A 26,526-nucleotide genomic window follows, 5' to 3' on the forward strand; every position below is an offset into this window, starting at 1 on the left:
GCCGCGCCCTGCCCCGAGCGGTACCGTCGGCGGCGAACACCCCGGATCTGACCTGCCCCGATGTAGTGAAAATCGGAAGTCAATGTTTCCGCGCTCGCGGATCGAATTGCTGCGAGTGACGCAGGTCACTCCGATACGGCCGGGCTGGCTTTCTTGCGGCTACACCGTAGACGAACGGTCGGACACCGCATTCAATGATGCGGTCGATCGGGAATCCACGTGGCGGACCGGACAGCGGATTCGAGATGCCGCCGTGGCCATCGCCGCCGATCTGGGTGCGACCGGCACAGGGGACTTATGCAAGCCAAGTGAACGAGTGCGTCGACATCGAAGGTTTCGGCTATCGAATTCGGTCCCCGCGGCCACGCGGATTGCCATCAGCAGCGCTGGCCCAGCGAAAAGTTTCGATGGGGCTCCGCGGCCAGGGACGGAGCCGAATCCCGCCGGGGCCGAAGGGGATCACGCTAGGTTGGACGGATGACTGTTCTCGGTGCGGTGTCGTTGCCTCAGATCTCTCCCGAACGTTTGGTCGCGGTGGCGGCCGCGGCGGAGGACAGCGGGCTGGAAGAGTTGTGGCTGTGGGAGGACTGCTTCTGGGGCGGCGGGATCGCCAGTGCCGCAACGGTATTGGCGCGAACCGAACGGGTGCGGGTCGGCATCGGGGTGATGCCGGTGCCGCTGCGGAATGTGGCACTTGCCGCGATGGAAGTGGCGGCGCTGCTGCGATTGCATCCGGGGCGGGTGGTTCCGGGATTCGGGCACGGGGTGCAGGACTGGATGGGACAGGTCGGTGCTCGCGTCGAGTCGCCGATGACGCTGTTGCGCGAACAGTTGGGCGCGCTACGCGGCCTGCTGAACGGCGAGAAGGTCAGCACTGCGGGCCGCTACGTGCAGCTCGACAATGTCGCCCTGGATTGGCCGCCGACCACACCCCCAGCGATCGCCGCCGCCGCGACCGGCCCGCAGACACTGCGGCTGTCCGGCGAACTCGCCGACGCCACCATCCTCACCGCACGGACCACCCCCGACGGCGTCCGCGCCGCCCGCTCGCTCATCGAAGAAGGCCGCTCGAAAGCCGGACGCACCGGAACACACCGGTTGATCGTCAACCTGCTCACCGCCACCGGCCCGGATGCATCCGAGCGCCTGACCGCCGCCCAGCAACGCAACAGCGGTGACCACCCGGCCGAGGCAGGCGTCGCGGGCGATGCACAAACCATTGCGAACGCCATCCGCCACTACGCCGATGCGGGCGCCGACACCGTCGTCCTCGAACCCACCGACGACGACCCAAACCTGATCGACTTCGTCCACTTCGTCGGCACCGAGGTCCGCCCACTGCTGAGCTGACACCGCAAGCCCCTCGGCTCTGCCGAGTGGGTTCTGCGGCTCGCACGCCAGGCGGCTGCACGATCGATATCAGCCCAATTCCGCGACCACGACCGGCGCAGAGCGCTGGGCGCGAATCGCGGTGACCATCGCCGGGCGCCTGGTCGAGCGTGTCCCGGATCCAGGACCACCTCGTGGCCGTCGGCGCTGGCATCCACTGCATCGGCAGCGCCTCGCTCGCCCGGAACTTGCCAGGCGCGGTCCGGCGGTCCTCCGCCAGGGGGTGACCAGGTGATCATGCGCGTTTCGAGACGAAGGTGGGGGTGTCGGGATTCGTTGCTGCCAAGGTGGGTGAACTATCCCGAGTTGGGTGGACTCTTCTCGGTCGATGCAGAAACCGTTGTCACATTGGACAGTTCGTGCACCGATGCAGTCGATGAAATGTGGCACCTACTGCATATCGCAAAGCCGTCGACGGCGGTAGTCCCGAGCCCAGTTCAGAACGCAGGCCACGGAATCGGTCGCGACGTTCGCGGCAATGGCATTACCGGGTTGTCCAGCAGTTCGCGCGTGCGGTCGGCAAGTGCTTCGATCTCGGCATCGGTGAGATGCGACGCGAGATCATCGGCGACCGCGCCGGGCAGGGCCTTGGCGAAGGCGGCGATATCGGCCATCAGTCCATCGCAGATGGGTTTGCCCGCCCAACCCCATAGCACCGTGCGCAGTTTGTGCTCGCTGTGCAGGCAGATGCCGTGGTCGACGCCGTAGACCTGACCGTCGACACCTTCCAGGGCATGCCCGCCCTTGCGGTCGGCATTGTTGAGCAGCACGTCGAGCACCGCGATTCGCTGCAGGCGAGGGTCGTCGGCATGGATCAGCGAGACCTCGTTGCCCGCCGGGTCCTGGGCGCGCAGCACCTCGCAGAATCCGTCCGGAACCGCGCCCAACGGCACCAGATCGACCAGATCGAGCCGGTTGCCCTGGTCGGTGTGGTTGTCCACCGACTCCACCCACCGCTGCACCATGCCGGGCCCGTACGGACCATCGCGCAGGATCGTCTCCGGAATGACACCCCAGCCGAGTGCATCCGACACCCGATACGAGGCGACCTCACGCCCGGCGAGGGTGCCGTCCGGGAAATCCCACAGCGGCCGCTCACCGCGCACCGGCTTGTAGACCACGCGAACGGGCACGCCATCGGAACTGTCCGCATCGCAGACCAGCGTGACGTTGCTCGCGGTCGTCACCCGCCCGATCACCGACAATTCCGCGGTGTGCCATCGAGGCTCGGCCACGGACTACTCCTCTAGCTCGGCCGCGCCGAAAATATCCCCGCGCTTGTATCCGTTGGTTCGCACACACATATGCCCACGCGCCGACAGCGGCTCCCCGCACAGCGGACACGGCGGCCGCCCCGCCGCGATCACCCGCGTCGAGCGCAACGCGAACTCCCGCGCCTGGATCGGGGTCAGGAATACCCGCACCGCGTCCGGACCTTCCTCGGTGTCGTCGAGCACCACCGATTCGTCGACCTCGGTCTCGGTGATCGCCAGCAGTTCCACGACCACCGCACCCGCGTCCGCATCCCAACCCAGGCCCATGGTGCCGACCCGGAATTCGGCGTCGATCGGGGTCACCAGCGGGTCGCTGTCGGCGATGTCCTCGGCCTGCGGCGGTACCTCGGCGCCGAATCGACGCGCGACCTCGTCCAGTAGCAGCCCCATGCGGTCGGCGAGCACCTTTACCTGCTGCTTCTCCAGCAGCACGCTGACCACCCGTGGTTCCTGCACGGCCTGCAAATAGAACGAGCGATCGCCCGGCTCACCGACAGTCCCGGCGACAAAACGATCGGGGGTGCGAAATACATGGATTGCGCGAGACATCTGCACCTCCTGATACGTGACCCTGATCGACTACCCGCGGCGCTGGACTCCGCAACACGCCACCTACTCGTTTACAAGGAATTTCAAAGCTCCGCATTCCCATTATCCGCACTCGGGGTACCACCCAGCTCGCCACCGGGAACCGGGCCCGAGGTATCGACCGGTTCGGCGTCCGGCGGCGTCCGGGAATCCGATGCGGGCCGTTGCGGTTTGGTTGCCGCCAAGCCCGACAGATCGGTGCCCGTATCGTTGAGCCGCACTACATACGGCGCGGTCGGGGTGTAGCGCACGATACTGATCGAGGCGGGCTCGACCACGATGCGCTGGAAACCGTCGAGATGGATGCCGAGTGCGTCGGCGAGTACGGATTTGATCACGTCACCGTGGGTGCACGCCACCCAGAGCACATCGTGACCGGCCTTCTCGGCGAATCTGCGATCGTGCTCGCGGACCGCGGCGACGGCGCGCACCTGCACCTGCGCCAAGCCCTCCCCGCTCGGGAAGACCGCGCCGGAGGCGTGTCGCTGCACCACCTTCCACAGTGGTTCGGTGACCAGATCCGCGATCGCCTTGCCGGTCCAGTCGCCGTAGTCGACCTCGATCAGCCGATCGTCGTACTCCGGTTCCAGACCCAGCTTTTCCGCCAGCGGCGCGACCGTTCGCTGACAGCGCAGCAGCGGTGAGTGCACGATGTGCTCGATCGGCAGCACGGCGAGTCGATCGGCGACGGCGCTGGCCTGGGTGTTGCCGAGTTCGGTCAAATCGACACCTGCACTGCGCCCGGCCAGGGTGCGGGCGGTGTTCGAGGTCGAGACACCGTGCCGCAGCAGGATCACCGTCATAGCACCAGCCTAACGATCATGTCGCCGACACCACTCCGCTCGCGAGCAGACCCATCACGGTCAGGCCGAGCACGATGCGGTAGCCGACGAACCAGTCCAGCGAATGTTTGCCGACGAACTTCAACAGCCACGCGACCGAGGCATAGCCGACGGCGAACGCGAGAATCGTCGCGACCAACAGCTGCGGGCCGCTGGCATTGAGACCCTCACCCGCCGGTTCGAACGCATCGGGCAGGCTGAACAATCCCGATGCGGTCACCGCGGGAATGGCCAGCAGGAACGAGAATCGCACCGCGGCTTCGCGCTCCAGTCCGAGGAACAGACCCGCCGTCGCAGTCGCACCGGATCGTGATACGCCCGGGATCAGCGCAAGACATTGGGCGAAGCCCATGATCAGCCCGTCGCGGGTGGTCAGCTGCTCGATCGGGCGGATCTTGCGTCCGTAGTACTCACCGGCGGCAATGACCAGCGCGAAGGCGACCAGCATGAACGAAATCAGCCACAGATTACGCGCGCCGGTGCGGATCTGATCCTTGAGCAGGAAGCCCAGTACGCCGATCGGAATGGTCGCGATGATCACATACCAGCCGATGCGGTAATCGAGTTCGCGCTGGGCCTGTTCGTCGAGGACGCGCTTGTAGTCGGCGGTGATGACCGGCAGTTTCGTGGTCGGCTGGTCGTGCAGCGGCAGGTCCTGCCGACTGCGGCTGGTCAGCCTGTCGCGCAGGCCGGCGAACCACGCGACGATGATCCGCCAGATGTCCTTGGCGAAATACACCAGCACCGCGGCCTCGGTGCCCAGCTGGGTCACCGCGGTGAACGAGGCGCCCGCGTCATCGCCGAAGAACACTCCCGACACGATGCGCAGATGCGCCGAGGAGGAGATCGGCAGAAACTCGGTGAGCCCCTGCACCAGTCCGAGTACCAAGGCCTGTACCCAGGTCATCGACTCGCCGACCACGAATCCGCCTCCACTTCCGCCCGAAAAACCTTTTCCTACTGGGCAATTGGTCCGGCGGCCGAGCACCGCACTGTGACCATCGCCGCAATCACGCAGCGACAGTACAGTGTCGATGTTGCGACGGCGTGCCCGGCTGTTCCGCCGCATGCCGGTCCGCACCGATGGGGTGCGGATTTCCCGCTCGAACTGGGTCCGCCAGGACCGAATTCGCTGTCGCGGCCGCCGCCTCGACAGCGCGCCGGTGCGACCCACTGTGCTGGTGGGCGTCGCGTTGCGTATCCACACTCTAGGCTTGGCGCCGTGACGAATGCGCGGACACGGTGATGGAACAGCGGACGGTCGGCCGCAGCGGCCTACGGGTGTCCCGGATCGGACTGGCGACCCACACCTGGGGCACGCATACCGACACCGACGACGCGGCGGGGCAGTTGGTGGCATTCGCCGAGGCAGGCGGCACCCTGGTCGACACCTCCCCCGCCTACGCGGGCGGTGCGGCACAACGGATCCTGGCCGAACTGCTCGGCGATCTGGTCTCGCGCGACGATCTGGTGCTCAGCGGCTGCGCGGGTGTCGCACCGCGGACCACGCCGGCACCGGTGGGACCGACCGTGCCCACGCCGGAACCCGTACGCGCGGCCGTGGACACCTCGCGCCGCGCGCTGCTGCGTCAGCTCGATCGCACGCTGCTCGAATTGGGCACCGACTATCTCGATATCTGGCATGTCGCGGCCTGGGATCCGGCGACTCCGCTCGATGAGGTCGCCGCCACCCTCGAATTCGCGGTCCGCTCCGGGAAGGTTCGCTACGCCGGGGTGCGTGGTTTCAATGCCTGGCAGGTCGCCAGCCTGGCCGCTGTGGCGCCGGTCACGGTCGCGCAGACCCCGTACTCGCTGCTGGCCCGTGATACCGAAACCGATTTCGTGCCGGCCACCCGGCATCACGGGGTGGGGCTGATCGCCACCGCGCCGCTGGCCGGGGGAATTCTCACCGGCAAATATCGCGATGGGGTGCCCGCCGATTCGCGTGGTGCGGATGAGGCGACCGCCGCCGAGATCCGGCATCGGCTCGACGATCGCGCCACCCGGGTCGTTGATGCCTTGGTGACCGCCGCCGATGGATTGGCTACCTCACCGCTGGCCGTCGCGCTGGCCTGGATCCGGGATCGTCCCGGCATCGCGAGCATGATCGTCGGGGCCCGCGATATCGGGCAGCTCACCGGGGTGCTGGCGGCCGAGACGCTGGAACTCCCGCGCGCCATCGCGGCGGCACTCGACGACGTGAGTGCACGGACAGAATGACGGAGGCTAGCCTTGCCTGCATGAGGTATCTCGACCGAGTCCGATCCGGCGGGGCTCGTTGCCTCCTGGCCGCGCTGGCGCTGGCCCTGCTGCTCGGTTCGGCTGCCTGTGGTACCGGCAGCGACGCCACGACCGCGGGTGGGCGCGGGCCGGTCACCGCGAAACTGGAGAATCTGGATCCGGTCCCGATCGGGCCCGAACCCACCCCCACGCTACCGGTGACCGTTCGCTCCTTCGACGGGGCCGAGGTAACGGTGTCCGATGCCAGCCGCATCATTGCCGCCGACCGCTACGGCACGCTCGCCCAAACGGTTTGGGCGTTGGGTATGGGCGCCAAACTCGTCGGGCGCAGTACTGCGGCCGCGTTCCCCGCGGTCGCGAATGTGCCGAACGTGACCGGCGGCAGCGGCTCGCTGAACGTGGAATCGATTCTGGCGCTGCGTCCTTCGGTCTTCCTGACCGACAGCACCAGCGCCGCGGCGCAAGTGCGTGAGCAGTTGCGCGCCGCCGGGGTCACCGTCGTCTACTTCGATCCGCAGCGCACCATGGACGGGGTGGTGCCGCAGATCGAGGCGGTCGCCGCCGCGCTCGGCATTCCCGATCGCGGGCAGGCCCTGGCCCAGCGCACCCGCGACGAAATCGCCGCCGCCAGTGCCGCGGTGCCCAAACTCGATAAGCCCCTCACCATCGCCTTCCTCTATCTGCGCAGCACCGCCATCACCATGCTCGCCGGACCCGGGTCCGGCGCGGACGCCCTCATCACCGCTCTGGGCGCGCGCGACGCGGGCACCGCGGCCGGATTGACCGAGCCGTTTGTCGCGATCACCAGCGAGGGCATGATCGCGGCCGCACCGGATGTGCTGCTGGTGATGTCGGATGGGCTGAAGTCGGTCGGTGGCGTCGACGGACTGGAGAAGGTGCCCGGCATCGCGCAGACCCCGGGCGGTCGCAACAAGCGCATCGTCGACATGTCCGACGCGGTGGTCCTGAGCTTCGGCCCGAATACCGGCCGAGTGATCGCCGCCCTCAGCGCGGCCGTGTACGGCACCAAGCCCGCATGAACGACGCGCCACGACATCGCGTGCGGGACTGCGGCGATCGGCTCGCACCCGGGCGACCGATGGTGCGCGAGGTCGGGCAATGACCGCCGGTGTGATCGCCGCGTTGGAACGCTCGCAGCGGCGCGGGCAGAAACGCTGGCAGGATTCGTCGATCGGTGAGCCCGGCGCGCCGGAAACTCGGTGCGGTGTCATGGATTTTGTGCGCGCATCGTGCGCTCAACCGGCAGCTCGGATCAGCGGTCGCGTCGGCGAGGTACTGGTGTGAACGAAAAGGCTACGGGGACAACGGCGGCCGATTCGGCAATGCCGCACCGTCCGCGGCCGGTCGCGCCGAAGTCGCGCGGGCGGTCGCGGACGACGATGGTGTTCGCCGTGGCGGTGGCCGCGCTGGTGTTGCTGGCTTTGGCGTCGGCGGCGATCGGGCAGGTGCCGACGACGCCTGCCGAGGTGGCGGGCAGTGTGCTGCATCGGATCGGGCTGAATTGGGGGCCGATGCCCGCGCATCCGTCGGGTGAGGTGACGTTGTGGCAGGTGCGGTTCCCGCGGGTGGTGCTGGCGATGCTGGTCGGGGCGGCCTTGGCGACAGCGGGTGCATTGCTGCAGGGGGTGTTCGCCAATCCGCTCGCCGAACCGGGTGTGATCGGGGTTTCGGCGGGGGCCGCGGTCGGTGCGGGCACGGTGATCGTGGTGGGCGGCACGTTCGTGGCGGCATGGTCGGTGGCGACGGCCGCATTCGTGGCGGGGTTGCTGACAACGCTGCTGGTATATCTGCTGTCGCGTTCGAATGGGCGCACCGAGGTGGTCACGCTCGTGCTCACCGGTGTCGCGATCAATGCCTTCGCAGGTGGGTTGATCGCGTTTCTGCTGTTCGTCGCCTCCCCCGCTGCCCGGGACCAGATCGTGTTCTGGCAGTTGGGCAGTCTCAACGGCGCCACCTGGGAGGCGGTGCGCGTCGTCGCCCCGCTCACCGCGATCGGAATTTTCGCCGCGGTCCTCATCGCGCCCCGCCTCGACCTGCTCGCCCTCGGTGAATCCGCGGCCCGCCACCTGGGTGTCGATGTGGAACGGCTGCGGCGCAATGTCATTGTGGTGGTGGCCGTGCTCGCCACGGCGGGTGTGGCGTTCACCGGCATCGTGCTGTTCGTCGGCCTGATCGTGCCGCATGTGGTGCGGATGCTCGTCGGACCCGCCCACCGCGTGCTGATCCCATTGAGCGCCATTGTCGGCGCCGTCGTCCTGCTCGCCGCCGACGTCGCCGCCCGCTCCCTGGTCCACAATGCCGACCTCCCTCTCGGCATGCTCACCTCCCTCATCGGCGGCCCGTTCTTCTTCTGGCTCCTCCGTCGCACCCGCGCCCGCGCCGGAGGTTGGGCATGACCCGATCAGCTGGTCGATGGCGCACGACAGGATGCACCGAACGTGATGGCCGGGCGGAGCGCCGCGGGTGCCTGCCCGAGTGCGAGAGCGGGGAGGTGGAGTGGTGAGTGGTGTGTTGGAGGGGTTGAGTTCGGTATTCGTGCGGACGCATGAGCTGCCGGTGGCGCCGGAGCGGGGTGCGGTGACGTTGCGCGCGCGGGGGGTGAGTGTGGATCGGCGGGGGGCTTCGGGGGCGCATACGCGGCGGGTGCTCGAGGGGGTCGACTTCGAGGTGGTCGCGGGTGAAATCGTGGCGCTGGTCGGTCCGAACGGTGCTGGAAAGTCGACGCTGTTGGCGGCGCTCGCCGGTGAGCTCGAACCGAGTGAGGGCTCGATCGAACTCGACGGGCGGGCGCTGGCGCACTGGTCGCATCTGGATATGGCGCGCCGTCGGGCGGTGCTGCCGCAGAGCCATACCGTCGGGTTTCCGTTCACCGTCCGCGAGGTGGTGGCGATGGGCCGGGCGCCATGGGTGCGTACCGAGCGGCGCGAGCTCGATGATGAGCGGATCGCCGCCGCCATGACCGCCGCCGATGTGGAACACCTTGCGGCACGGGCATTTCCGACGCTCTCCGGTGGCGAACGCGCGCGCGTCGCGCTGGCTCGCGTGCTCGCCCAGGACACCGGAACCCTGCTACTGGACGAACCCACTGCCGCCCTCGACCTCGGCCACCAGGAAGCGGTGCTGAGGCTGGCCACCGCCCGCGCGGCCGCGGGCGCCGCCGTCGTCGTCGTCCTGCACGACCTCGGCATCGCGGCCGCCTATGCCGACCGCGTCGCCGTCCTGGAATCCGGCCGCATCGCCGCCGACGGGCCACCCCGCAAGGTCCTCACCACCGAACTGCTCACCCGCGTCTACCAGCATCCGGTCGAGGTCCTCGATCACCCGATAACGGGTGCCCAGCTGGTCCTCCCGGTTCGCCGCTGACCCGTCGGCAACGAGATCTCGGGCCTGCCGCCACAGCAACCGCAGCGCGCCGTTTACGGCCCACACCACAAAGAACGCGATCCCGGCCACCGCCGTGAATGTGAGTCCGATCAGCACCGCGGCACCGCCGAACCACGCGATCTCCAGTGCCACGCGCCAGCGGCCGGTGATAGGGAATCGCGCGTTCTTGCCGCCGCCCGCCGCGAACAGCGCCCACACCACGATGAACACCGCGGGTGCGCCGATTCCGGCGATAACGCGCACGATCGGGTTCGCGTCCAGGGTGAATCCCCAGATCGCCGCTCCGGCGAGTACGCCCAGCTCCAGCAGAAACATCAGGGCCAGATTCGCGCCCTTGACCACGGTCATTCTCGATCCTCTCGCCCACTCGGGGCACCCGAACTCAACGCCAGATCAGCTTCAACGCCAGATCAGCTTCAACACAGCGGGTGTCAACAGCATGCGGACCACCGACGCGTCCAGGATCAGCGCCGCGATCATGCCGTAGGCGATGTACTTCATCAACACCAGATCGGAGAAGCCGAACGCACCGGTCACCACGATGAGAATCGCTGCTGCGGAGGTGATCACGGCACCGGTATGGGCGATGCCGTAGCGGATGGCCGCTGGCGGCGACGCACCGTCGGCGCGCGCCTCGGCTATGCGGGACAGCAGGAATACCTCGTAGTCGGTGGACAGCCCGAACACCACCGTCACAATGAGTGCCAGCACCGCGAACATCAGCGGCCCCGGTGTGAAGTCGAAAACTCCGGCTCCGTGTCCCTCGACGAACACCCAGGTGAGCACGCCGAGCGTGGAGGCCAGGCTCAATGCGCTCATCACAACGGCCTTGAGCGCCAGCACAATCGAACGAAACGCCAGATACAGCATGCCCAATGCTGCCACCGCCAGGATCGCGACCAGCAGCGGCAGCCGCACCAGCAGCCCATTGATGCTGTCGCGCTCGAGCGCGGGCACTCCGGCCACCATGATCTCGACCCCGGCCGGTTCCGGAATCGCCCGCAGCGTGTCGATCACCGTGTCCGCGTCGCGTTTATCGGCGAGACCGGCGTTGAGCACATTGATCCCGTCCTTGGTCGGCGCACCCGGTTCGAAACGTCCCGTCAGACCGGGAACTCGGCTCGCCTCGTAGCGAATATCGCTGAGCTGCTGCGGATTCGCACCCACCACGACGAGTTTTATCGGTTCGGTGCGGAAGCTCGGGAACAGCTGGTCGAACCGTTCCTGGGCGACCCGCGCCGGATTGTCCTGGGACAGATACCGTTCGCTGATCCCACCGAATTCGATATTGCGGATCGGGATGATCAACGCGAGCAGTCCGAGCACGATCGGCACCACCACCGCCCACGGCCGCCGCATCGCCCGCTGCGCCAGCCGCGAGAAGAATCCGGCGTCGATCTGCGCCTCGGTCCTGGTGCGCGAGAAGCGATGCCAGCCCCACAGATCGATCCGGCGCCCGACGATGCTCAATACCGCTGGCAGTGCCGTCACCGACAGCACCGCGGCCAGCAGCACCGAGCTGATGCCGCCATAGGGCACCGACCGCAGCACCCCGTTCGGGAAGATGAACAATGCGGCCAAGCTGATCGCGATGATCGCGGCCGAGAACAGTACGGTGCGCCCGGCGGTGGCGACGGTGCGTGCCGTCGCGTCCTCCACGCTGTGCCCGGCCGCCAGCTCCTCCCGGAACCGGGTCACGGTGAACAGCCCGTAGTCGATCGCCAACCCCAGGCTCACCAAAGTGACCACCGCACTGGCGAAGACGTTCACAGCGATGTGATCGGTGAGCACTCGGATGGTGCCCTGGGTGCCCAGCACCGTCATCCCACCGATCAGCACCGGCAGCAGCGCCCCGATCACCCCGCCGAAGACGAAATACAGCAGGATCGCCACGATCGGCAGCGCGATGATCTCGGCGCGGCGGATATCGTCCTGCATGCCCTGATTGATGCCCTCGACGATCGGCTGCAGCCCGGCCAACTGCACCGTGGTGCCGCCCGGCCCGCCCCCCGCACGCCCGGCGCCCAGCTCCCCCTTGATCGCGGAGTAGTTATCGACTGTCGCGGTGCCCTCCCCGCGCAGTCCGACGCTGGCGAAGGCATGGGTGTGCGAGGCGTCGGCGGCCTGGGCGGCAAAGGGACTGTCCCAATAACTGTCGACCTTCAGAACCCGGTCGGGGTGGCGGGCGAGCAGTTGCTTCAGCGCCGTCGTCACCGCATTGCGCACGGTCGGGTCGTCGACGGTCATCCCCTCGGGCGCGGTGTAGAGCAGGATGATGTCGCTGTCGGTATCGCGGCCGAAGGTGGCGTCGGCGAGCTTGGACGCGGCGACCGATTCACTGCTCTCGTCGAACCAGCCCTCCTGGGTGAGCCTGCCCGACAGATCGCGGCCGTACCAGCCGGAGAGCAGCACGGCGACAATGGCGATGCCCAGCACGAGGTAGCGACGGCGGTGGATGAACTGCCCCCACCGCAGCGACCCGGATTCGATCATCTAGCCGCAGGCCGGGGTGCGGTAATCGGCGGAGCGAAGAATGCCGCACAGGTCGGTACGCGAGATCTTCCACTTTCCGTCGAGCAGTACGAAATGCACGACGGTGGTGCGCACCGCGGTGCCGGTGCCGTCCTTGTCCAGCCGCATGGTCGCGGTCAGCGTGCCGTCACGATTGTCGAAAACCGGGTCGGTGACGCCGTAGATGGCGCGCGGATTGTCCTGCAGCGCCCGGTACATGTCCGGGATGGTGTCGCGGAAGGCCTCGCCGTCTTCGATGAGGTCGGTGCGTTCGGAGTCGGGCAGTGCCGGATCCAGTGCGCGTTTGATCTGTGTGTCCAGTTCGGCTGCCGTCGGCAGCGGCCGGTGCGCGGCGCTCGACGAGGTTGCGATCGAGGACGATAGCGAGGCAATGGCCGAGGAGCGCGCGGCGTCGACCGAGGCCTCGTCGGGTCCCGTGCTGCACGCGGCGGCCACCGCGACCAGGGCGGTCGCGGTCAGCACGGAACGGGCGAATCGTGTGGTCGGCATCAGCATCTACATACCATCGATAACGGCACTGATCCGCCCCAGTAGGGCGCGCACGGTTGTCACATCCCGATCCGTGGCCGCCTCGACCGGTTCGGCATCCGGGATCATGTCCCGCACCAGCGCGATCACACTGCGTTCGTCGTCGAGATCGATATCGGTGGCTCGCGCCTGCGCGATCGCGACGACATCCTCCGGCCCTGGCACATCGCTGTCCAGGTCCGCTCGGTAGATCTCCAGCACGACAGTGGACCGGACCGTGCGGAAGGCATAGGGCCTGCCATCGGCTGTGGTGCCGAATCCGTGAGCAAACGGACCAACGGTTATGTCATCGATGGCAAATCCCGATGGATGGTCGGCTTTCAACCGGATCTCCCTGAATTGGACACTGTTTCAAGTCAACGGTAACCCCGATCACCGACATTCACCGTCAGCGACGACCCCGGTAGGCCGGGAAGGTGCGCCATCATGGTCAGATGGTGATGTAGCGGGATAGTTCGTCGTATGTAAGGAGTTCGCTGGATGCGCCCTCGTGGTTGGCTCCCCTCAGCACTCGCTAGCGTGGCGGTGCTGGTGCTGATCGCCGGATGTTCCTCCGACTCCGATGGCGACAAGCTACAGACCCGGCCCGCGGCCACCGCGGCGGTCGCACCCGAGCGGACCGCACAACCCACCGGGGACGTTCTGCGGCTGGCGAACCCGATCGGCGGGCTGCTCGCGGAGACGGGCACCGGCGCGTTGGTTGCGCTCGATACGAGCCGTGACGCGGGCACCACGCTGTTCGTCATCGACCCCGCGACGATCGCGCGCAAGGATGCCGAGGGTGCTTCCGGCATCGGCGTGCGCACTCTGCTGCTGCCCGCCCGCGGCATCGGCTTGGCGCAGGGCAAACCGGGTGAACTACTGGTCCCTGCTGACCACCGCATCATGCGTGTCGACATCACCTCCGGCGTCACCACCGACATCCCCGTCGACGGGGACGCCAGATCGGTGCGCTATCGCGACGACGGCACATTGTTCGTCGGCACCGCGGACGGCAAGGTACGCGAACTCGCGCCCGACGGTACCGTCGCCGAGACCATCTCCGGCCTCGCCTCCGCCGATGCACTGGCCCTGACCGGCGATCACCTCTCGGTCCTGGACCGCCGCCAGACCTCGCTGACCCAACTCGACCTCGGCAAAGACCGCCTCGGTCTGGCGCTGCGCGCGGGCGATGGCGCGACCAACCTGATCACCGATCCGTTCGGTCGCATCACCGTCACCGACACCGCCGGTAACGAACTGCTGGTCTACACCGCGGGACCGCTCGTACTGCGTCAGCGATTCCCGGTAGGATCGTCGCCTTACGCGCTCGCCTACGATCAGCGGTCCGACACCGTGTGGGTGACGTGCACGCAGAGCAATGAAGTCGTCGGATTCGACCTGTCGACGGGTATACCGAAAGAAGTGGGCCGATTCCCAACGGTGCGGCAGCCGAATTCGGTGACCATCGACCAGCGCACCGGTGACCTGTTCGTCGGTTCCGCGACCGGAGACGGTCTGCAGCGGATCCGCGCGGACCAGCGGAAGAAAGGGCAGTGATGGCGCCACAATCAGCGACGGGCCCGGAGGAGGCAGCGCAGCGCGAGCACGCGGGGCGCCGCGGCCGCCGCCAGTCGAATCGGACCGCGCGCGCAGCGCTTCCGGCGAGCTGGGAAACCAGCAGCGACGACTACGAATATGTGCCGCTGCGGCTGCCACCGGAGGTGACCCGGGTGACGGCGTCGATGCGGCTGGCCATCCAAGCCGAATTCGGCGGTTGGGAACTGTCCCGCGTGCGGGCCTATACCGACGGCAGCAGGCGAGTGCTGCTGCGCAGGCGAAAAACCGCACTACTACCCCAGCCCGAACCGGGAATGTGAGGCTATGTATTCACTGCTGCTGCGCCTGATGTTCTTGCTGCCGCCGGAACGCATCCACCACCTGGCGTTCACGGCTATGCGGCTGGCCGCCCGGTTCGGGCCGTCGCGCTGGGCGATGACCAAGGTTCTCACCACCGATGATCCGATTCTGCGCAACCACGCATTCGGCATCGACTTTCCCGCGCCGCTGGGCCTGGCCGCCGGATTCGACAAGAACGCCGACGGTGTCGACGCCTGGGCGCCACTGGGATTCGGCTTCGCCGAGATCGGCACCGTTACCGCACGGGCCCAGCCCGGCAATCCCGCACCGCGCCTGTTCCGGCTGACCGCCGACCGCGGCCTGATCAACCGGATGGGCTTCAACAATCATGGCGCTGCCGCGGCGGCCGAACAGCTGTGCGCGCGCCGCGGCGGGGTCCCGATCGGCGCGAATATCGGCAAGACGAAGATCGTCGAACCCGCCGACGCCGCAGCCGATTACGCGGTCAGTGCCGCTCTGCTCGGGCCGCTCGCCGACTTCGTCGTCGTCAATGTCAGCTCCCCCAATACTCCCGGACTGCGCGACCTGCAGGCCGTCGAATCCCTGCGCCCGGTGCTGCAGGCCGTCCTCGACAGCGTCGAGGTTCCGGTACTGGTGAAGATCGCCCCCGATCTGTCCGATGAGGACGTCGATGCGGTCGCCGATCTCGCCGTCGAACTCGGTCTCGCGGGCATTGTCGCCACCAACACCACCATCCGCCGCGACGGCCTGCGCACCGATCCCGCCGAGGTGGCGGCCATGGGTGCGGGCGGCCTGTCCGGTCCGCCCGTCGCCGAGCGCTCCCTGGAAGTCCTGCGCCGCCTCTACCGCCGCGTCGGCGACCGCTTGGTGCTGATCTCGGTCGGCGGTATCGAAACTGCCGACCAGGCCTGGGAGCGCATCCTCGCCGGAGCCACTCTGCTGCAGGGCTACACCGGGTTCATCTACGGCGGACCGTTCTGGATGCGCAACATCCACCGCGGGCTGGCGCAGCGACTGCGCGCGGGCGGATACCACTCGATCGCCGAGGCGGTCGGGGCGGAGCACGTCGCGCACACCTGATCCCGACCGGTCGTTTCGTGCAACGAGGCATCGTTGCGGGACATGCCATTTCGCGGATACCGCTCCGACTCGATAGTCGCGGCGATGGACAACCGCGGCGATGACATCGGCCGCCTTCCCTCCGAGCGACCGATGCACCGTGGCGCCGCACGCTATCCGAACACCCGCGGTGGCCGGTCCGCGTGCGGCGACATCCGATGGGAGCCGAAGGTACACCCGGCGGTGCCACGGCCCGCCGGTTCACCGTCATCATCCTGAATCTCATTGGGCCGCTGGTGGAGTCGGGCCAGGATCCGCTTGGACAGCCGGATCACCGCCTCCTCCCAGATGATGCCGACCGTCCCGGCCAGGATTGCCGCATCGGCATGGGCATGGTGATCGTGGACGCTATCGAGATCGCTCAGGATCTCGTCGAGTTCCATACCGGCCATTGCCTGTTCGCGGGTGAGCAGCCGGTCGGGTAGCCAGCTCAGCCGCCATCCTGCGGTCGCGGAAACGGATTCGCGGTATGCGGACTCGGGCGAAAGATCGCTGATCATGGTCCATTCGGTGGCCATGACGGTCATGGGTGCCTCCGGTGTTGCAGTTCGAGCCCGATGAGCTCGAGGGGTATTCCGAGTTGCCCGGCGCATACGCAGGCCCGTGCTCGAACCGTCGAGTCGTGCCGGAAATCCTGGGTGCTGAAGATCTCTGCGAGATCCATCCCCGCTATTGCCTGGTCCCGTGTCAGCAACCGGTCGGGCAGCCAGCTCAGCCGCCACGATTTCGCCCACTCCCCCGCCAGCCGGTGGGCCGACTCCGCGGTGATATCGCTGGTCATGGACCAATGAGTTACATAGATGGCCACGAATGCCTCCTGTCGAGCATCCGTTGGTGCAGCAGGTGCAGGATCTGCTGCACGGTGAGTCCGAGTTGGTCGGCCCATGCCCGCACGTGCGCGTCGTGGTCCGATACCGGGCCCGGAAGGCTCAGGATCTCCTGCAATTGCATTCCGGCCCAAGCTTGTTCGCGGGTCAGTTGGTTGGGCAACCAGCTCAGTCGCCATGCCGGTTCGTTGTGGCCCACCATCCGCCACGCCCATTCGTCGGGCGTGACGCTGCTGGTCATGGACCGGCTGCATTCGTAGATCGTCACGGCTGTCTCCAGGGGCGGAGGATGTCGCCCGACCGCATTGTGGGTGCACTGAGCCCCGGTCGACCGCGGCGGCGCGGTCAGCCGGGCTCGCTGCTCTCGGATGGAGCAGGCGACGAAGGTTGCTGGTTTATGCGAATGTCCGCGGCGAACGTGAATCGTTCACCCAGACCGTTGCGCGGTTCGGCTCGAGCTCGGTATCGGTCCTGCCGGCCCTTGGCTCCCCGCGCCGACGTGCGTTCCGTATCAGCAGAATCACTTTCATCACCAGGCCCTCCCGAGTTATCTGGTGGGCGACCCGCAGTCGCCGTAACTCAGTGTGGCATTTGCCATTCACTACGGTCAATTGCCGTTGTAAGTTGGTAATTGCCGGTTCATTCGGCGGCTAAACCCGAAGACTGGGTAACTCCCATGGATACCACGACGAAACACCGACGAACCACACGGAGATGGATCTCGCCTATGGTCCAGCAGGACTCGCGCACGGTTGCCATCCGCAATATCCTCACCCGCCTCAGCAAGCGCTCGGGCCTGAGCGTGGATCGCTTGCGTACCACCGAGATCGACGTGGCTCCGCTGCTGGATCTGCCCATCGTTCAACAGCGTGCCAAGCAGGAGGGAGTATCGCCGGAGGAGGCCGTGCTACCGGTGGTCAGCGACCTGGCGCGACAGCTGGATCCCACCAATCGGTTGATCGCCGACGTCGAGCTATCGCTCGGGCTGCTGCGCGAAAAGCATTCGGCCGGAATCGATCACGACCGTCTGTATGCCGCGGACCTCGGTGAACGCCGGGAGTATCTGACCGCGCAGTGGCGGCTACTGCACGAGGCGCTCGGGGCCGAGTCCATTCCCCACGCGCCGTCGGTACGGTCGTTGCGGGCAACGCCCGAACGTCGGGCATTTACCGCCTTGGCCGGACAACTGGCGGCCGCTTCGGCGTATTCGGTGTCGAACTACCGATTCACCCCCGAACCGAAAGTCCTTATCGCACTACCGGACTCGCGGCCGCGCCAAGGGATGGTGACGGTCATCGGATCCGCGGTGATCGACCACATCTACCGGATCAGCAATATTCCGTCGGCGGGCAAGTCCACGCCCGGCAGTTTCGAGGTGCATGCTGGCGGCAAGGGCCTCAACCGTGCGGTTGCCGCCGCGCGCCTCGGACTCCGGGTTCGGCTGGTCTCGGCCGTCGGCGACGATGATGCGGGCAGGCATATCCTCAACTACCTGGCCACCGAAAACGTCGATACCGAGTTGGTCAGGGTGGTGCCGGGCGCACAAACGAACGTGTCGGCGGTGATGATCACCAGCACCGGTGTGTCCAGCAAGATCGGTTGCGAGGATGACCGCATCTGGCAGGGGGCAAACGATATGCGCGATCCGAAGCTGCGTGCGGCACTCGAATCCTCGGACGCGGTCCTGCTGACCTTCGAGCAGCCTGCCGAGGCGATCCGGCGGGTGCTGGCCGTGGTCCGCGGCCTGGCGAATCCGCCATCGCTGGTAGTGCATCCGTCGCCACCGGTCGATTCGCCACAGTACTTCTATGAGTATTTGAATGCCGTGGACTACCTCGTGGGTGCGCCGTGGGAATTGCGCCGCATGCTGCCGGGAGAATCCGCCGCGGCCGGACCCGACGATGCCCAGCGACTGCTCAGCCTCGGCGTACGAGCGGTGTGTACGACCGAGGGATTCCGGTGCACCGTCCGGTCCGCCGAGGTCACTGCCGATATCGCGAATTTCCCAGTCGCACTGGAGGATTCGCCGGGCGCGGCGGCGGCGTTCTCGGCAGCGCTGGCATATCAGCTCGTCACCACCGGTCGACCGGCCGATGAACCGGCATTTCGCTGGGCGACAGCGGCCATGGTCGCAACCCAGTCGTTCGGCGATATTCCCGATGCCATGCCGTCTGTTCGGGATATCGACCGAATTGTGCAGCTCGCCGGGGAAGGGTCGGCCGGGGCCTGACGCTGGGGTTCGGCGCGGCTGGAGAGATTTACAGCGCCGAAATCGGTGATCGCGTTAGAGTTCCGTCGTTCGCCTGGCAGCCCGAGGAATCTCGTGCCGCAAACGACTGCAAACCCAACTATCCACATCGTCTTCGGAGGAGCATTGACCACAGCTGTGCCCGATCGTGGTGAGACCGCCCATCGGCTCACCCGTAAGGGGCATGATCTGCAGGTTCGTGTGATGGAAGTGGCCGGTGGCGCCGAATACGGGCATGTGCTCGTCTTCGGCGATGCCGACGATGGGTGTCTGGTCCGGGTGCATTCGCGGTGTCTGTACGGCGAAGGACTCGGCTCGGATGATTGCGATTGTGGGCCCGAACTCGACAAGTCCCTGGATCTGATCTGGGCCGAGGGCAGTGGCGTCCTTGTCTATCTGGAGCAAGAGGGCCGTGGCGTCGGCCTGATCGCCAAGGCGCTCGGCTACCGGGAAAGTCAGCGTTCGGGCGCGGACACCTTCACCAGCTACGAGCGGCTCGGATTCCCCGCGGACAATCGCAGCTATCTGCACGCGGCGAAGAGCCTGCAGGATCTCGGACTGACTCGGGTACGCCTGCTCACCAACAATCCGGACAAGGTCGCGGAGCTGCGTGCGGCTGGTCTGACGGTCATTATGGAGCCGCTGCTGACTGCGGTACTCAGCGCGCGGGCCGCTGCTTACCTCGATGCGAAACGTCGGCGCCGCGGCCATTTGATCCCCACCAGCGATGTGCCATGGGCGCCCGATGTGCAACCGGTATTGAAGCGTAAGAGCCGCATCTGGCGCATATTCACGATGCGCGGCCCAGTCCGGCGGGTCCGCCGCCGTACCGCACTCCCCGCATCCAAGTAATGCGCACGATTACCCCGGTCTGACCACCCCGATCTGGCTAGCATGAGTGAGCCGCGCCACTCGGTGCTATCCCACCGCGTGACACGATGAGATAGCATCCCCTGCAATCTATCAGGAGCGGCGGGTCTCGGGCCGTGTGGGAACCGCACGGTTATGCGCTGGGCGCGGTTCACGCCAGAGATATCGGGAAACGGGAAGATGACGACAACAGAAATCGGTTTCGCGCACGCGTCCGGCAAGACGGTCTATACGGTGCCCGAGGCATTCCAGGAGACCGTGAAGTTGCGACCGGATCAGGTCGCAGTGCGCACGGCCGGCGGCGCCACGGAGATCACCTGGCGCGAGTACGGCGAACGGGTGAAGGCACTGGCGGCGGGGCTGGCCGGACTCGGAGTCGGCCGCGGCGACACCGTCGGGATCATGCTCACCAACCGGCCCGAGTTCAATCTGGTGGACACCGCCGCACTGCATCTGGGCGCCACCCCGTTCTCCATCTACAACACCAGTTCTGCCGAGCAGATCGCCCACCTGTTCACCAATGCCGAGAACAAGGTGGTGATCACCGAGCGCGTCTTCCTCGATGTGATCAAGGGCGCGGGGGTCGCGCTGGAGCACATCGTGGTGGTGGACGGTCCGGCCGCCGATACGGTCGGCCTCGCCGACCTCGAGTCCGATCCGGCCGCCGACTTCGATTTCGATGCGGCCTGGCAAGCGGTCACCCCGGACGATCTCGCGACCTTGATCTACACCTCCGGCACCACCGGCCCGTCCAAGGGCGTGGAGATCACCCACCGCAATGTGATGGCCCAGGTCATTGCGCTGGTCAACGGCCCGCTGCAGGTCGGTTTCGACGACCGCGCCATCTCCTACCTGCCCGCCGCACACGTCGCCGACCGCATCTCCGGGCACGCGATCAGCCTGTTCACCGGCGTTCTGATCACCTGCGTTCCGGATCCGCGCGAGATCGCCGCCGCACTGCCGGACGCCCGCCCCACCGTCTTCTTCGGCGTGCCGCGGGTGTGGCAGAAGATCAAGGCGGGCATCGACGGCAAGCTGGCCACCGAACCGAGCCCGGTGAAGAAGGCGCTCGCGAACTGGGCCATCACCACCGGTATCGCGGCCGCGCGGGCCGATCTGTCGGGTAAGGGGCGCGGCGCGCTGCTGGCCGCGCAGTACAAGGTCGCCGATGCGCTGGTGCTCTCGAAGCTGCGGGCCGCGCTCGGTCTGGACAATCTCGAGGTCGCCGCCTCCGGCGCCGCCGCGATCCCGGCCGAAACCCTCGAATACTTCCTCGGACTCGGGTTCAGGGTCACCGAGGTGTGGGGCATGTCGGAGACCACCGGCGTTGCCACCTACACCGAATTGGCCAAGCCGCGACCGGGTTCGGTAGGGCGCGCCGTCGAGGGCCTCGAGCTGCGGCTCGGCGAGGACGGCGAACTGCTGGTGCGCGGCCCGATCATCACACCCGGCTACCGCAAACAGCCCGACAAGACGAAGGAGGCCCTCGACGCCGACGGCTGGCTGTCCACCGGCGATGTCGCCACCATCGATGCCGACGGGTACGTGCGCATCGTGGATCGCAAGAAGGAACTGATCATCAACGAGTCGGGCAAGAACATCTCCCCGACCAATATCGAGAATGCGGTCAAGGCGGCCTCGTCGCTGATCGGTCAGGTGGTGGCGATCGGTGAGGCCAAACCGTTCATCTCCGCGCTGATCGTGCTCGATCCGGATACCGCCGCCATCCGAGCCAAGGAGATCGACGCGCCCGCAGACGATCTCGCCGCACTGGCCACCCGCAGGGAAATTCTCGACGAGGTGCTGGCCGCGGTCGTCGCGGGCAATCGCAAGCTGTCGCGGGTCGAGCAGATCAAGCGGTTCACGGTGGTCGGCAAGCCGTGGGAGCCCGGTGGTGACGAGCTGACTCCCACGATGAAGCTCAAGCGCAACCCGATCGCGGCCAAGTACGCCGAGGAGATCGGCACGCTGTACGCCACGCCGCTGGTCGAATCGGTCGTGAACGTTTCCTAGGTCTACTCGACACGACTGTGGCCCTGGGCAAACGCTCAGGGCCACAGTTGTTTTGGTCCGCAGGCAGTCGCTGACAGACCCGTGCGCCTGCTAGGCGACCTCATACTTGGCGACGATGGTCGCACGGGCGAGGGTGTGGGAGAAGAGGTTGAAACCGAGGACGGCGGGAGTGTTGTTCGCATCGATCTCGAGGCGGTCCACGTCGAGCGCGTGCACCACGATGAAGTAGCGGTGGTACCCGTGTCCCGCGGGCGGTGCCGCGCCGACGTATCCGGGGAACCCGCCATCGTTGCGCAGCGTGACCGCAGCGCTGGGCAACGACCCGCCCTCGCTACCGGCACCGCGCGGCAGCGAAGTGGTGCCCGCTGGGATATCGGCCACCGCCCAATGCCAGAAGCCGGACGCGGTCGGGGCGTCCGGATCGTAGACCGTGACCGCGAAACTCTTTGTCTCCGTAGGGAATCCGGACCAGGACAGCTGCGGCGAGATGTCCTTGCCGCCCGCGCCGAGCACCCCGCTGACCTGATCGTTGTCGAACGTCTGGCCCTCGGCGACATCCTCTGACGTCAGCGTGAAGCCGGGCACCTGCGGGAGCGCGTCGTAGGGATTGTAGGAGTAGTCGGGCACGATGGTCCTTTCGATCGTCAGCTGTTCAACAGGAAGTGTTCCAGCACCCGAGTGCCGAATTCGAGTGACTGCACCGGAACCCGCTCGTCGACACCGTGGAACAGCGCGGTGAAGTCCAGTTCGGGTGGCAGTTGCAACGGTGCGAAGCCGAAGCAGCGAATGCCCAAGCGAGCGAAGGCCTTTGCGTCGGTACCGCCGGAGAGCATATAGGGCACCGTGCGGCCCTGTGGGTCGTTGGCGAGGATGGCGTTGTTCATCGCGTCGACGAGGTGACCGTCGAATGTCGTTTCGTAGGAGTCGAGTTTGGTGATCCACTCGCGTTCCACGTCCGGGCCGATCAACTCGTCCACCTCACGTTCGAATGCGGCCTGCCGTCCCGGCACCACCCGGCAGTCGACGACCGCCTCGGCGGTCTGCGGGATCACATTCGCCTTGTAACCCGCCTGCAGCATGGTCGGATTCGCGGTATCGCGCAGTGTGGCACCGATGATGCGGGCAATGGTGCCCAGCTTGGCGAGCTGACCCTCGATATCGGGACTAGACGGATCGAACTCCAACCCGGTCTCCTCGGCGACCGCGGCCAGGAATTCGGCCACCGAATCCGAAAGCACCAGGGGGAAAGTGTGTTTGCCCAGTCGCGCCACCGCTGCGGCCAGAATCGTGACCGCGTTGTCCTCGTGCAGGAACGAGCCGTGACCGGCACGGGCCTTGGCGCGCAACCGCATCCAGCCCAGCCCCTTCTCGGCCGTCTCCACCAGATACAGTCGACGTTCGGTGCCGTCGGGGCGCGGCACCGTCAGCGAGAAGCCGCCGACCTCGCCCACCGCCTCGGTGATCCCGGCGAACAGGTCGGGCCGGTTGTCGACCAGCCACTGCGAACCCCACTTGCCGCCGTTCTCCTCATCGGCGAGGAAGGCGAAGACGATGTCGCGCGGCGGCACCGTGCCCTCGATCTTGAACTGCCGCGCAATGGCAAGCATCATGCCGACCATATCCTTCATATCGATCGCGCCGCGGCCCCACACATAGCCATCGCGGACCGCACCGGAGAACGGGTGCACACTCCAGTCGGCGGCCTCGGCGGGCACCACATCCAGATGCCCGTGCATCAGCAGCGCACCGCGACTCGGATCGGCCCCCTTCAACCGCGCGAACACATTGCCGCGCCCCGGCGCTCCCGACTCCACATACTCGGTTGTGTAACCCGCCTGATGCAGCTGATCGGCCACCCATTGCGCACACTCGCGCTCCCCATTCGTGGTGGCCAGATCTCCGGTGTTGGATGTGTCGAATCGGATCAGCGTACTGACCAACTCGACCACCTCGGATACGGCACGAGATGCGGTGTTCGGACCGGAAACTTCGCCAGTTGCAGACACGTACCCTTTCCTACCACCTGGCACCGCCCCTGCCGCGCCGAACCTCCGGCGTACGAGCGGGTTCGCACCGCCTGTCGTGCGGATTCACGCGCCGATCGCATCAGCATCACGATGATCGCAACCACTGCGCGGTCGGGCTGCGTGAGTAGGATCGCTGGCCGAAGCGCTGATTGCCGTCGACTCGAAAGAGCTCAGCCGCCAGCGCTTTCCGCGATCGTGAGTTGCCGTCGCGTCACGCCGACTGGTGGACGCGGTCGGCGCCGATGCGATCGATGCGCGCGCGACCCCACGCGCCCAGCGGCTCCAGCGCCGCATTGAGTGCGCTGCCCAGCTCGGTCAGCCGATACTCGACCTTCGGTGGCACCTCGCGGTAGATCTCGCGATCGACGATGCCGTCCTCCTCCAATTCGCGCAGCTGTTGGATCAGCATCTTTTCCGAGACCCCGGGCAGACCGCGGCGCAGTTCGCCGAAGCGGCGCACGCCGTGGTTCTCCAGCTCCCACAGGATCAGTGCCTTCCACTTGCCGCCGACCACGTCCATCGCCGCGTCGATGCCGCAGAAGTATGGTCCGGATCTCTTTTCACCCATCGCCTGACCTCGCCACCCTGTTCGCAAACGTGTCGGTAAGTACCCGACCAAATAGTAGGTACTTGTCGGCTTCCCTTGTACAGAGCAACCTTGGTGCCAGCGCGCTGACCATCATGTTCTCCAAACTCGAGGAGTTGACACCCGCAATGTCGGACACCCAGCACACCCCGGTGACGGTGCTCGGACTCGGCGCGATGGGCCAGGCCCTGGCCGTAACCCTGGTGCAGGGCGGCAGGCCGACCACGGTGTGGAACCGAACGCCCGGCAAGGACACTGCCCTGGTTGCCGCGGGAGCCACCAGTGCGGCCACGGTGGCCGACGCCATCGGCCAGCACGGTCCGATCATCGCCGTGCTGCTCGACCACACCTCCGTGCACGCCACTCTCGACCCGGTCGCCGACCAACTCTCCGGTCGCCAGTTGATCAACCTGACCAGTACCGCCCCCGAGGAGCCCCCTCGCCTTCGAACGCACCGTCGAAGAACTCGCCTGACCACTCCGCGCGCCGTGCGCTCCCCGAGCGCGCGGCCCCAGAAAACTCCAGCTAAACCCGCGATTTGGTCAACGCGGCCACATCCGATAACCTTGCTGAGCACCACCGGTCCGGGTGGCGGAATGGCAGACGCGCTAGCTTGAGGTGCTAGTGCCCTTTATCGGGCGTGGGGGTTCAAGTCCCCCTCCGGACACAGACAGTACGTCACGTCGCCCGTTCTACCTGCGGTTATGCAGGAAGGGTGGGTGACGGCGTCGAGTCGAATCAGTGCAGAACTGCAGGTGGGAGCCCTGTGGGGGTTCAATTCGGGTTCAGCTGAGAGAATCCTAAGAAACCGGCACGTCGGCTCCTCGAATCATGGACAGTCACATCACGGATTCTTTGATCCGCGCCTGCTTCCGCGCTGGTCGCACTGGGAGCCTTCCGATGTCGATCTGTGCCTGCTTCACCCAGACCCGCAGGGTCTCGGCGTGGATGCCGAGTTTCAGAGCAAGACCGGGGTCGCCGGGCCAAGCTGGCGAACGATAACCAGCGGCCCGGCACCGGGCCTGTGGATAGACCTACAGCAGTCCTGTCTTGATCAGGCACCCGCGCCGATGGTGCACCGTTCACGGATAAGCAGGTCTTGATCATTGCTCGCGGCGATCGAGGCGTGAGCATTATCCGATCGAGCAGCGTGAGCGTGCGGTGAAGATGGAGCCGGACCGAATCGACGGGTAATGGTCGGCGTACGCCGCCTGCCAGGCGCCCCCAGTCTCCCTATAGGAGCCCGACTCTTCAGAACAGACTGCGGGCGCCGGGCCGGGTTCGCTGTCGCGGTGATTGCTTGCTGACGGCCGGACCGGGACGACACACCGCTGCCGGCCCGGCCGCTCGTGCTGTCACACATGCTCCCGGCCTTCTTGGAGGACTCAACGTCCGGAAGGTCCACACCGTTGGGATTGCTCGTGGTTCGAGCCCGCTTGCACGACCGGACGCCCTGAATCTCCTCGCGAGCCGCAGAGCTCTGACGAAGACCGGCGCCGTGCAGGTGCGCTGGGATCGCGAACAGCTCACCGGAGGCAAGCCCGAGAGGCTCGTAAGTATGGCGCTGCGCGTTCTGGCCAGGGTGTTGGACCAGCGGAAGTACCCAACCTAACGGAGGTGTGAGGACTTGAACCGATTCTGCGGAATTGACTGGGCCGAAGGGCATCACGATGTCGCGATCATCGACAGGGATGGAAAGCTGGTGGTCAAGAAGCGCATCAGTGACGACCCGACCGGATTCGGGGTATTGACCGAGCTGCTCGCCGACTCCGGCGACAGCCCGGAAGACCTGATTCCTGTGTCGATCGAAACCCCGCGTGGGCTGCTGGTGGCGGCCTTACATAGTACTGGGTGACCGGTGTTCGCGATCAACCCGATGGCCGTGGCACGTTACCGCTCTACCGGGCGCGCGGGCAGCTCGACTCGTGCGACCCATCCTGACCGAGTTCGATTGCGCGCCGGTCGAGTTCGCCGCAACGCTGCAGAGCCCGCTGAAGCGTTCCGGATCGGTGGGCCATGACAAGCCCACCGATTTGCGGCCGGACGGGTTATTTCGCCGGTACCACTGCCTGTGCCGGGTCCTTGCACTGGGCGAGTTCGGGTGGGCAGGGCGCAAGGATGGTCGAGAAGTACTGGATGGCGGAGAACAAGGTGATGGGCCCGCCCGCCAGGACGAC

General features: G+C 66.6%; 26 protein-coding genes, 1 tRNA gene and 2 pseudogenes. 15 read left to right on the top strand and 14 right to left on the bottom strand.

What is annotated here, in order from left to right:
- The first annotated feature begins 477 nt into the window (after nucleotides 1-477).
- Nucleotides 478-1,350, top strand: coding sequence for an LLM class flavin-dependent oxidoreductase (locus ABZ293_RS35475; RefSeq protein ID WP_355187985.1), 873 nt, complete (start codon nucleotides 478-480; stop codon nucleotides 1,348-1,350).
- 476 nt (nucleotides 1,351-1,826) lie between these two features.
- Here the strand turns inward: ABZ293_RS35475 and ABZ293_RS35480 are convergent, their stop codons facing one another.
- The 4 genes from ABZ293_RS35480 to ABZ293_RS35495 form a co-directional block, all read right to left on the bottom strand.
- Nucleotides 1,827-2,624: an SCO1664 family protein gene (locus ABZ293_RS35480; RefSeq protein ID WP_355187987.1), complete on the bottom strand. Its 798-nt coding sequence runs from the start codon at nucleotides 2,622-2,624 to the stop codon at nucleotides 1,827-1,829.
- 3 nt (nucleotides 2,625-2,627) lie between these two features.
- The gene (locus ABZ293_RS35485; protein WP_355187989.1) at nucleotides 2,628-3,212 is read right to left on the bottom strand and encodes a DUF3090 domain-containing protein; all 585 of its coding nucleotides are present in this window, start codon (nucleotides 3,210-3,212) and stop codon (nucleotides 2,628-2,630) included.
- A gap of 83 nt (nucleotides 3,213-3,295) precedes the next feature.
- On the bottom strand, nucleotides 3,296-4,054 hold the full coding sequence (locus ABZ293_RS35490; RefSeq protein WP_354955216.1) for a histidine phosphatase family protein: 759 nt from the start codon (nucleotides 4,052-4,054) through the stop codon (nucleotides 3,296-3,298).
- A 16-nt stretch (nucleotides 4,055-4,070) separates the two neighbouring features.
- Nucleotides 4,071-5,000: an undecaprenyl-diphosphate phosphatase gene (locus tag ABZ293_RS35495; RefSeq protein ID WP_354955302.1), complete on the bottom strand. Its 930-nt coding sequence runs from the start codon at nucleotides 4,998-5,000 to the stop codon at nucleotides 4,071-4,073.
- A gap of 338 nt (nucleotides 5,001-5,338) precedes the next feature.
- Between ABZ293_RS35495 and ABZ293_RS35500 the strand changes: the two genes are divergently transcribed.
- The 5 genes from ABZ293_RS35500 to ABZ293_RS35520 all read left to right on the top strand — a co-directional run bounded on the left by ABZ293_RS35500 (nucleotide 5,339) and on the right by ABZ293_RS35520 (nucleotide 9,718).
- Nucleotides 5,339-6,313, top strand: coding sequence for an aldo/keto reductase (locus ABZ293_RS35500; RefSeq protein WP_355187990.1), 975 nt, complete (start codon nucleotides 5,339-5,341; stop codon nucleotides 6,311-6,313).
- Between the two features lie 20 nt (nucleotides 6,314-6,333).
- The gene (locus tag ABZ293_RS35505) at nucleotides 6,334-7,374 is read left to right on the top strand and encodes an ABC transporter substrate-binding protein (RefSeq protein ID WP_355187991.1); all 1,041 of its coding nucleotides are present in this window, start codon (nucleotides 6,334-6,336) and stop codon (nucleotides 7,372-7,374) included.
- 79 nt (nucleotides 7,375-7,453) lie between these two features.
- Complete coding sequence (locus ABZ293_RS35510) at nucleotides 7,454-7,639, top strand: hypothetical protein (protein ID WP_355187993.1); 186 nt, start codon at nucleotides 7,454-7,456, stop codon at nucleotides 7,637-7,639.
- 95 nt (nucleotides 7,640-7,734) lie between these two features.
- Nucleotides 7,735-8,751 carry an iron ABC transporter permease gene (locus ABZ293_RS35515; RefSeq protein WP_355188020.1) on the top strand — a complete coding sequence of 339 codons (1,017 nt, stop codon included), beginning with the start codon at nucleotides 7,735-7,737 and terminating at the stop codon, nucleotides 8,749-8,751.
- Between the two features lie 112 nt (nucleotides 8,752-8,863).
- Entirely contained in the window at nucleotides 8,864-9,718 is an 855-nt protein-coding gene (locus tag ABZ293_RS35520) for a heme ABC transporter ATP-binding protein (RefSeq protein ID WP_355188022.1), read from the top strand.
- Between the two features lie 69 nt (nucleotides 9,719-9,787).
- On the opposite strand, the pseudogene ABZ293_RS35525 reads toward ABZ293_RS35520, so the two are convergent.
- The 4 genes and pseudogenes from ABZ293_RS35525 to ABZ293_RS35540 all read right to left on the bottom strand — a co-directional run.
- Nucleotides 9,788-10,087: pseudogene (locus ABZ293_RS35525) on the bottom strand (YrdB family protein); the annotation flags it as partial.
- A 51-nt stretch (nucleotides 10,088-10,138) separates the two neighbouring features.
- A complete protein-coding gene (locus ABZ293_RS35530; protein ID WP_355187995.1) occupies nucleotides 10,139-12,232 on the bottom strand; it encodes an MMPL family transporter in 2,094 nt (697 codons plus the stop codon).
- A complete protein-coding gene (locus tag ABZ293_RS35535; protein WP_355187997.1) occupies nucleotides 12,233-12,766 on the bottom strand; it encodes a hypothetical protein in 534 nt (177 codons plus the stop codon).
- On the bottom strand, nucleotides 12,767-13,123 hold the full coding sequence (locus ABZ293_RS35540; protein ID WP_355187999.1) for a hypothetical protein: 357 nt from the start codon (nucleotides 13,121-13,123) through the stop codon (nucleotides 12,767-12,769).
- A gap of 156 nt (nucleotides 13,124-13,279) precedes the next feature.
- Between ABZ293_RS35540 and ABZ293_RS35545 the strand changes: the two genes are divergently transcribed.
- From ABZ293_RS35545 to ABZ293_RS35555, 3 genes are all read left to right on the top strand, one after another.
- On the top strand, nucleotides 13,280-14,338 hold the full coding sequence (locus tag ABZ293_RS35545) for a hypothetical protein (RefSeq protein WP_355188001.1): 1,059 nt from the start codon (nucleotides 13,280-13,282) through the stop codon (nucleotides 14,336-14,338).
- A gap of 140 nt (nucleotides 14,339-14,478) precedes the next feature.
- Nucleotides 14,479-14,658, top strand: a complete 180-nt coding sequence (locus ABZ293_RS35550) for a DUF5703 family protein (RefSeq protein WP_354955296.1) — start codon at nucleotides 14,479-14,481, stop codon at nucleotides 14,656-14,658.
- Between the two features lie 4 nt (nucleotides 14,659-14,662).
- Complete coding sequence (locus tag ABZ293_RS35555) at nucleotides 14,663-15,739, top strand: quinone-dependent dihydroorotate dehydrogenase (protein ID WP_355188002.1); 1,077 nt, start codon at nucleotides 14,663-14,665, stop codon at nucleotides 15,737-15,739.
- 152 nt (nucleotides 15,740-15,891) lie between these two features.
- Here ABZ293_RS35555 and ABZ293_RS35560 read toward each other — a convergent pair whose 3' ends face one another.
- From ABZ293_RS35560 to ABZ293_RS35570, 3 genes are read right to left on the bottom strand one after another with little or no spacing between them, the layout of a single operon-like run.
- Nucleotides 15,892-16,305 (bottom strand): hypothetical protein, encoded by a 414-nt coding sequence (locus tag ABZ293_RS35560; protein WP_354955196.1) that lies wholly within the window; start codon nucleotides 16,303-16,305, stop codon nucleotides 15,892-15,894.
- On the bottom strand, nucleotides 16,302-16,586 hold the full coding sequence (locus ABZ293_RS35565) for a hypothetical protein (protein ID WP_355188004.1): 285 nt from the start codon (nucleotides 16,584-16,586) through the stop codon (nucleotides 16,302-16,304). Before ABZ293_RS35565 ends, ABZ293_RS35560 begins: the two co-directional genes overlap by 4 nt.
- Complete coding sequence (locus tag ABZ293_RS35570) at nucleotides 16,571-16,846, bottom strand: hypothetical protein (RefSeq protein WP_355188006.1); 276 nt, start codon at nucleotides 16,844-16,846, stop codon at nucleotides 16,571-16,573. The genes ABZ293_RS35565 and ABZ293_RS35570 overlap by 16 nt, the downstream gene beginning before the upstream one ends.
- A 486-nt stretch (nucleotides 16,847-17,332) precedes the next feature.
- Between ABZ293_RS35570 and ABZ293_RS35575 the strand changes: the two genes are divergently transcribed.
- From ABZ293_RS35575 to ABZ293_RS35585, 3 genes are all read left to right on the top strand, one after another.
- Entirely contained in the window at nucleotides 17,333-18,835 is a 1,503-nt protein-coding gene (locus ABZ293_RS35575; protein WP_355188008.1) for a PfkB family carbohydrate kinase, read from the top strand.
- Nucleotides 18,836-18,979: 144 nt separating this feature from the next.
- Entirely contained in the window at nucleotides 18,980-19,705 is a 726-nt protein-coding gene (locus ABZ293_RS35580; protein WP_355188010.1) for a GTP cyclohydrolase II, read from the top strand.
- Between the two features lie 198 nt (nucleotides 19,706-19,903).
- Nucleotides 19,904-21,736 (top strand): long-chain fatty acid--CoA ligase, encoded by a 1,833-nt coding sequence (locus ABZ293_RS35585; RefSeq protein ID WP_355188012.1) that lies wholly within the window; start codon nucleotides 19,904-19,906, stop codon nucleotides 21,734-21,736.
- 90 nt (nucleotides 21,737-21,826) lie between these two features.
- Here ABZ293_RS35585 and ABZ293_RS35590 read toward each other — a convergent pair whose 3' ends face one another.
- From ABZ293_RS35590 to ABZ293_RS35600, 3 genes are all read right to left on the bottom strand, one after another.
- Nucleotides 21,827-22,363 (bottom strand): YbhB/YbcL family Raf kinase inhibitor-like protein, encoded by a 537-nt coding sequence (locus ABZ293_RS35590; protein ID WP_355188014.1) that lies wholly within the window; start codon nucleotides 22,361-22,363, stop codon nucleotides 21,827-21,829.
- Nucleotides 22,364-22,380: 17 nt separating this feature from the next.
- A complete protein-coding gene (locus ABZ293_RS35595; RefSeq protein WP_355188016.1) occupies nucleotides 22,381-23,742 on the bottom strand; it encodes a M20/M25/M40 family metallo-hydrolase in 1,362 nt (453 codons plus the stop codon).
- A 232-nt stretch (nucleotides 23,743-23,974) separates the two neighbouring features.
- A complete protein-coding gene (locus ABZ293_RS35600) occupies nucleotides 23,975-24,331 on the bottom strand; it encodes a helix-turn-helix domain-containing protein (protein ID WP_354955174.1) in 357 nt (118 codons plus the stop codon).
- Between the two features lie 62 nt (nucleotides 24,332-24,393).
- Between ABZ293_RS35600 and ABZ293_RS35605 the strand changes: the two genes are divergently transcribed.
- From ABZ293_RS35605 to ABZ293_RS35615, 3 genes and pseudogenes are all read left to right on the top strand, one after another.
- The gene (locus tag ABZ293_RS35605) at nucleotides 24,394-24,966 is read left to right on the top strand and encodes an NAD(P)-binding domain-containing protein (RefSeq protein WP_355188018.1); all 573 of its coding nucleotides are present in this window, start codon (nucleotides 24,394-24,396) and stop codon (nucleotides 24,964-24,966) included.
- Nucleotides 24,932-25,016: transfer RNA gene (locus ABZ293_RS35610), tRNA-Leu, on the top strand. The genes ABZ293_RS35605 and ABZ293_RS35610 overlap by 35 nt, the downstream gene beginning before the upstream one ends.
- Nucleotides 25,017-25,976: 960 nt before the next feature.
- A pseudogene (locus ABZ293_RS35615) lies at nucleotides 25,977-26,201 on the top strand (transposase); the annotation flags it as partial.
- Nucleotides 26,202-26,526: the final 325 nt, after the last annotated feature.

It is taken from the genome of Nocardia sp. NPDC005998 (assembly GCF_040614395.1).
Lineage (GTDB): Bacteria > Actinomycetota > Actinomycetes > Mycobacteriales > Mycobacteriaceae > Nocardia.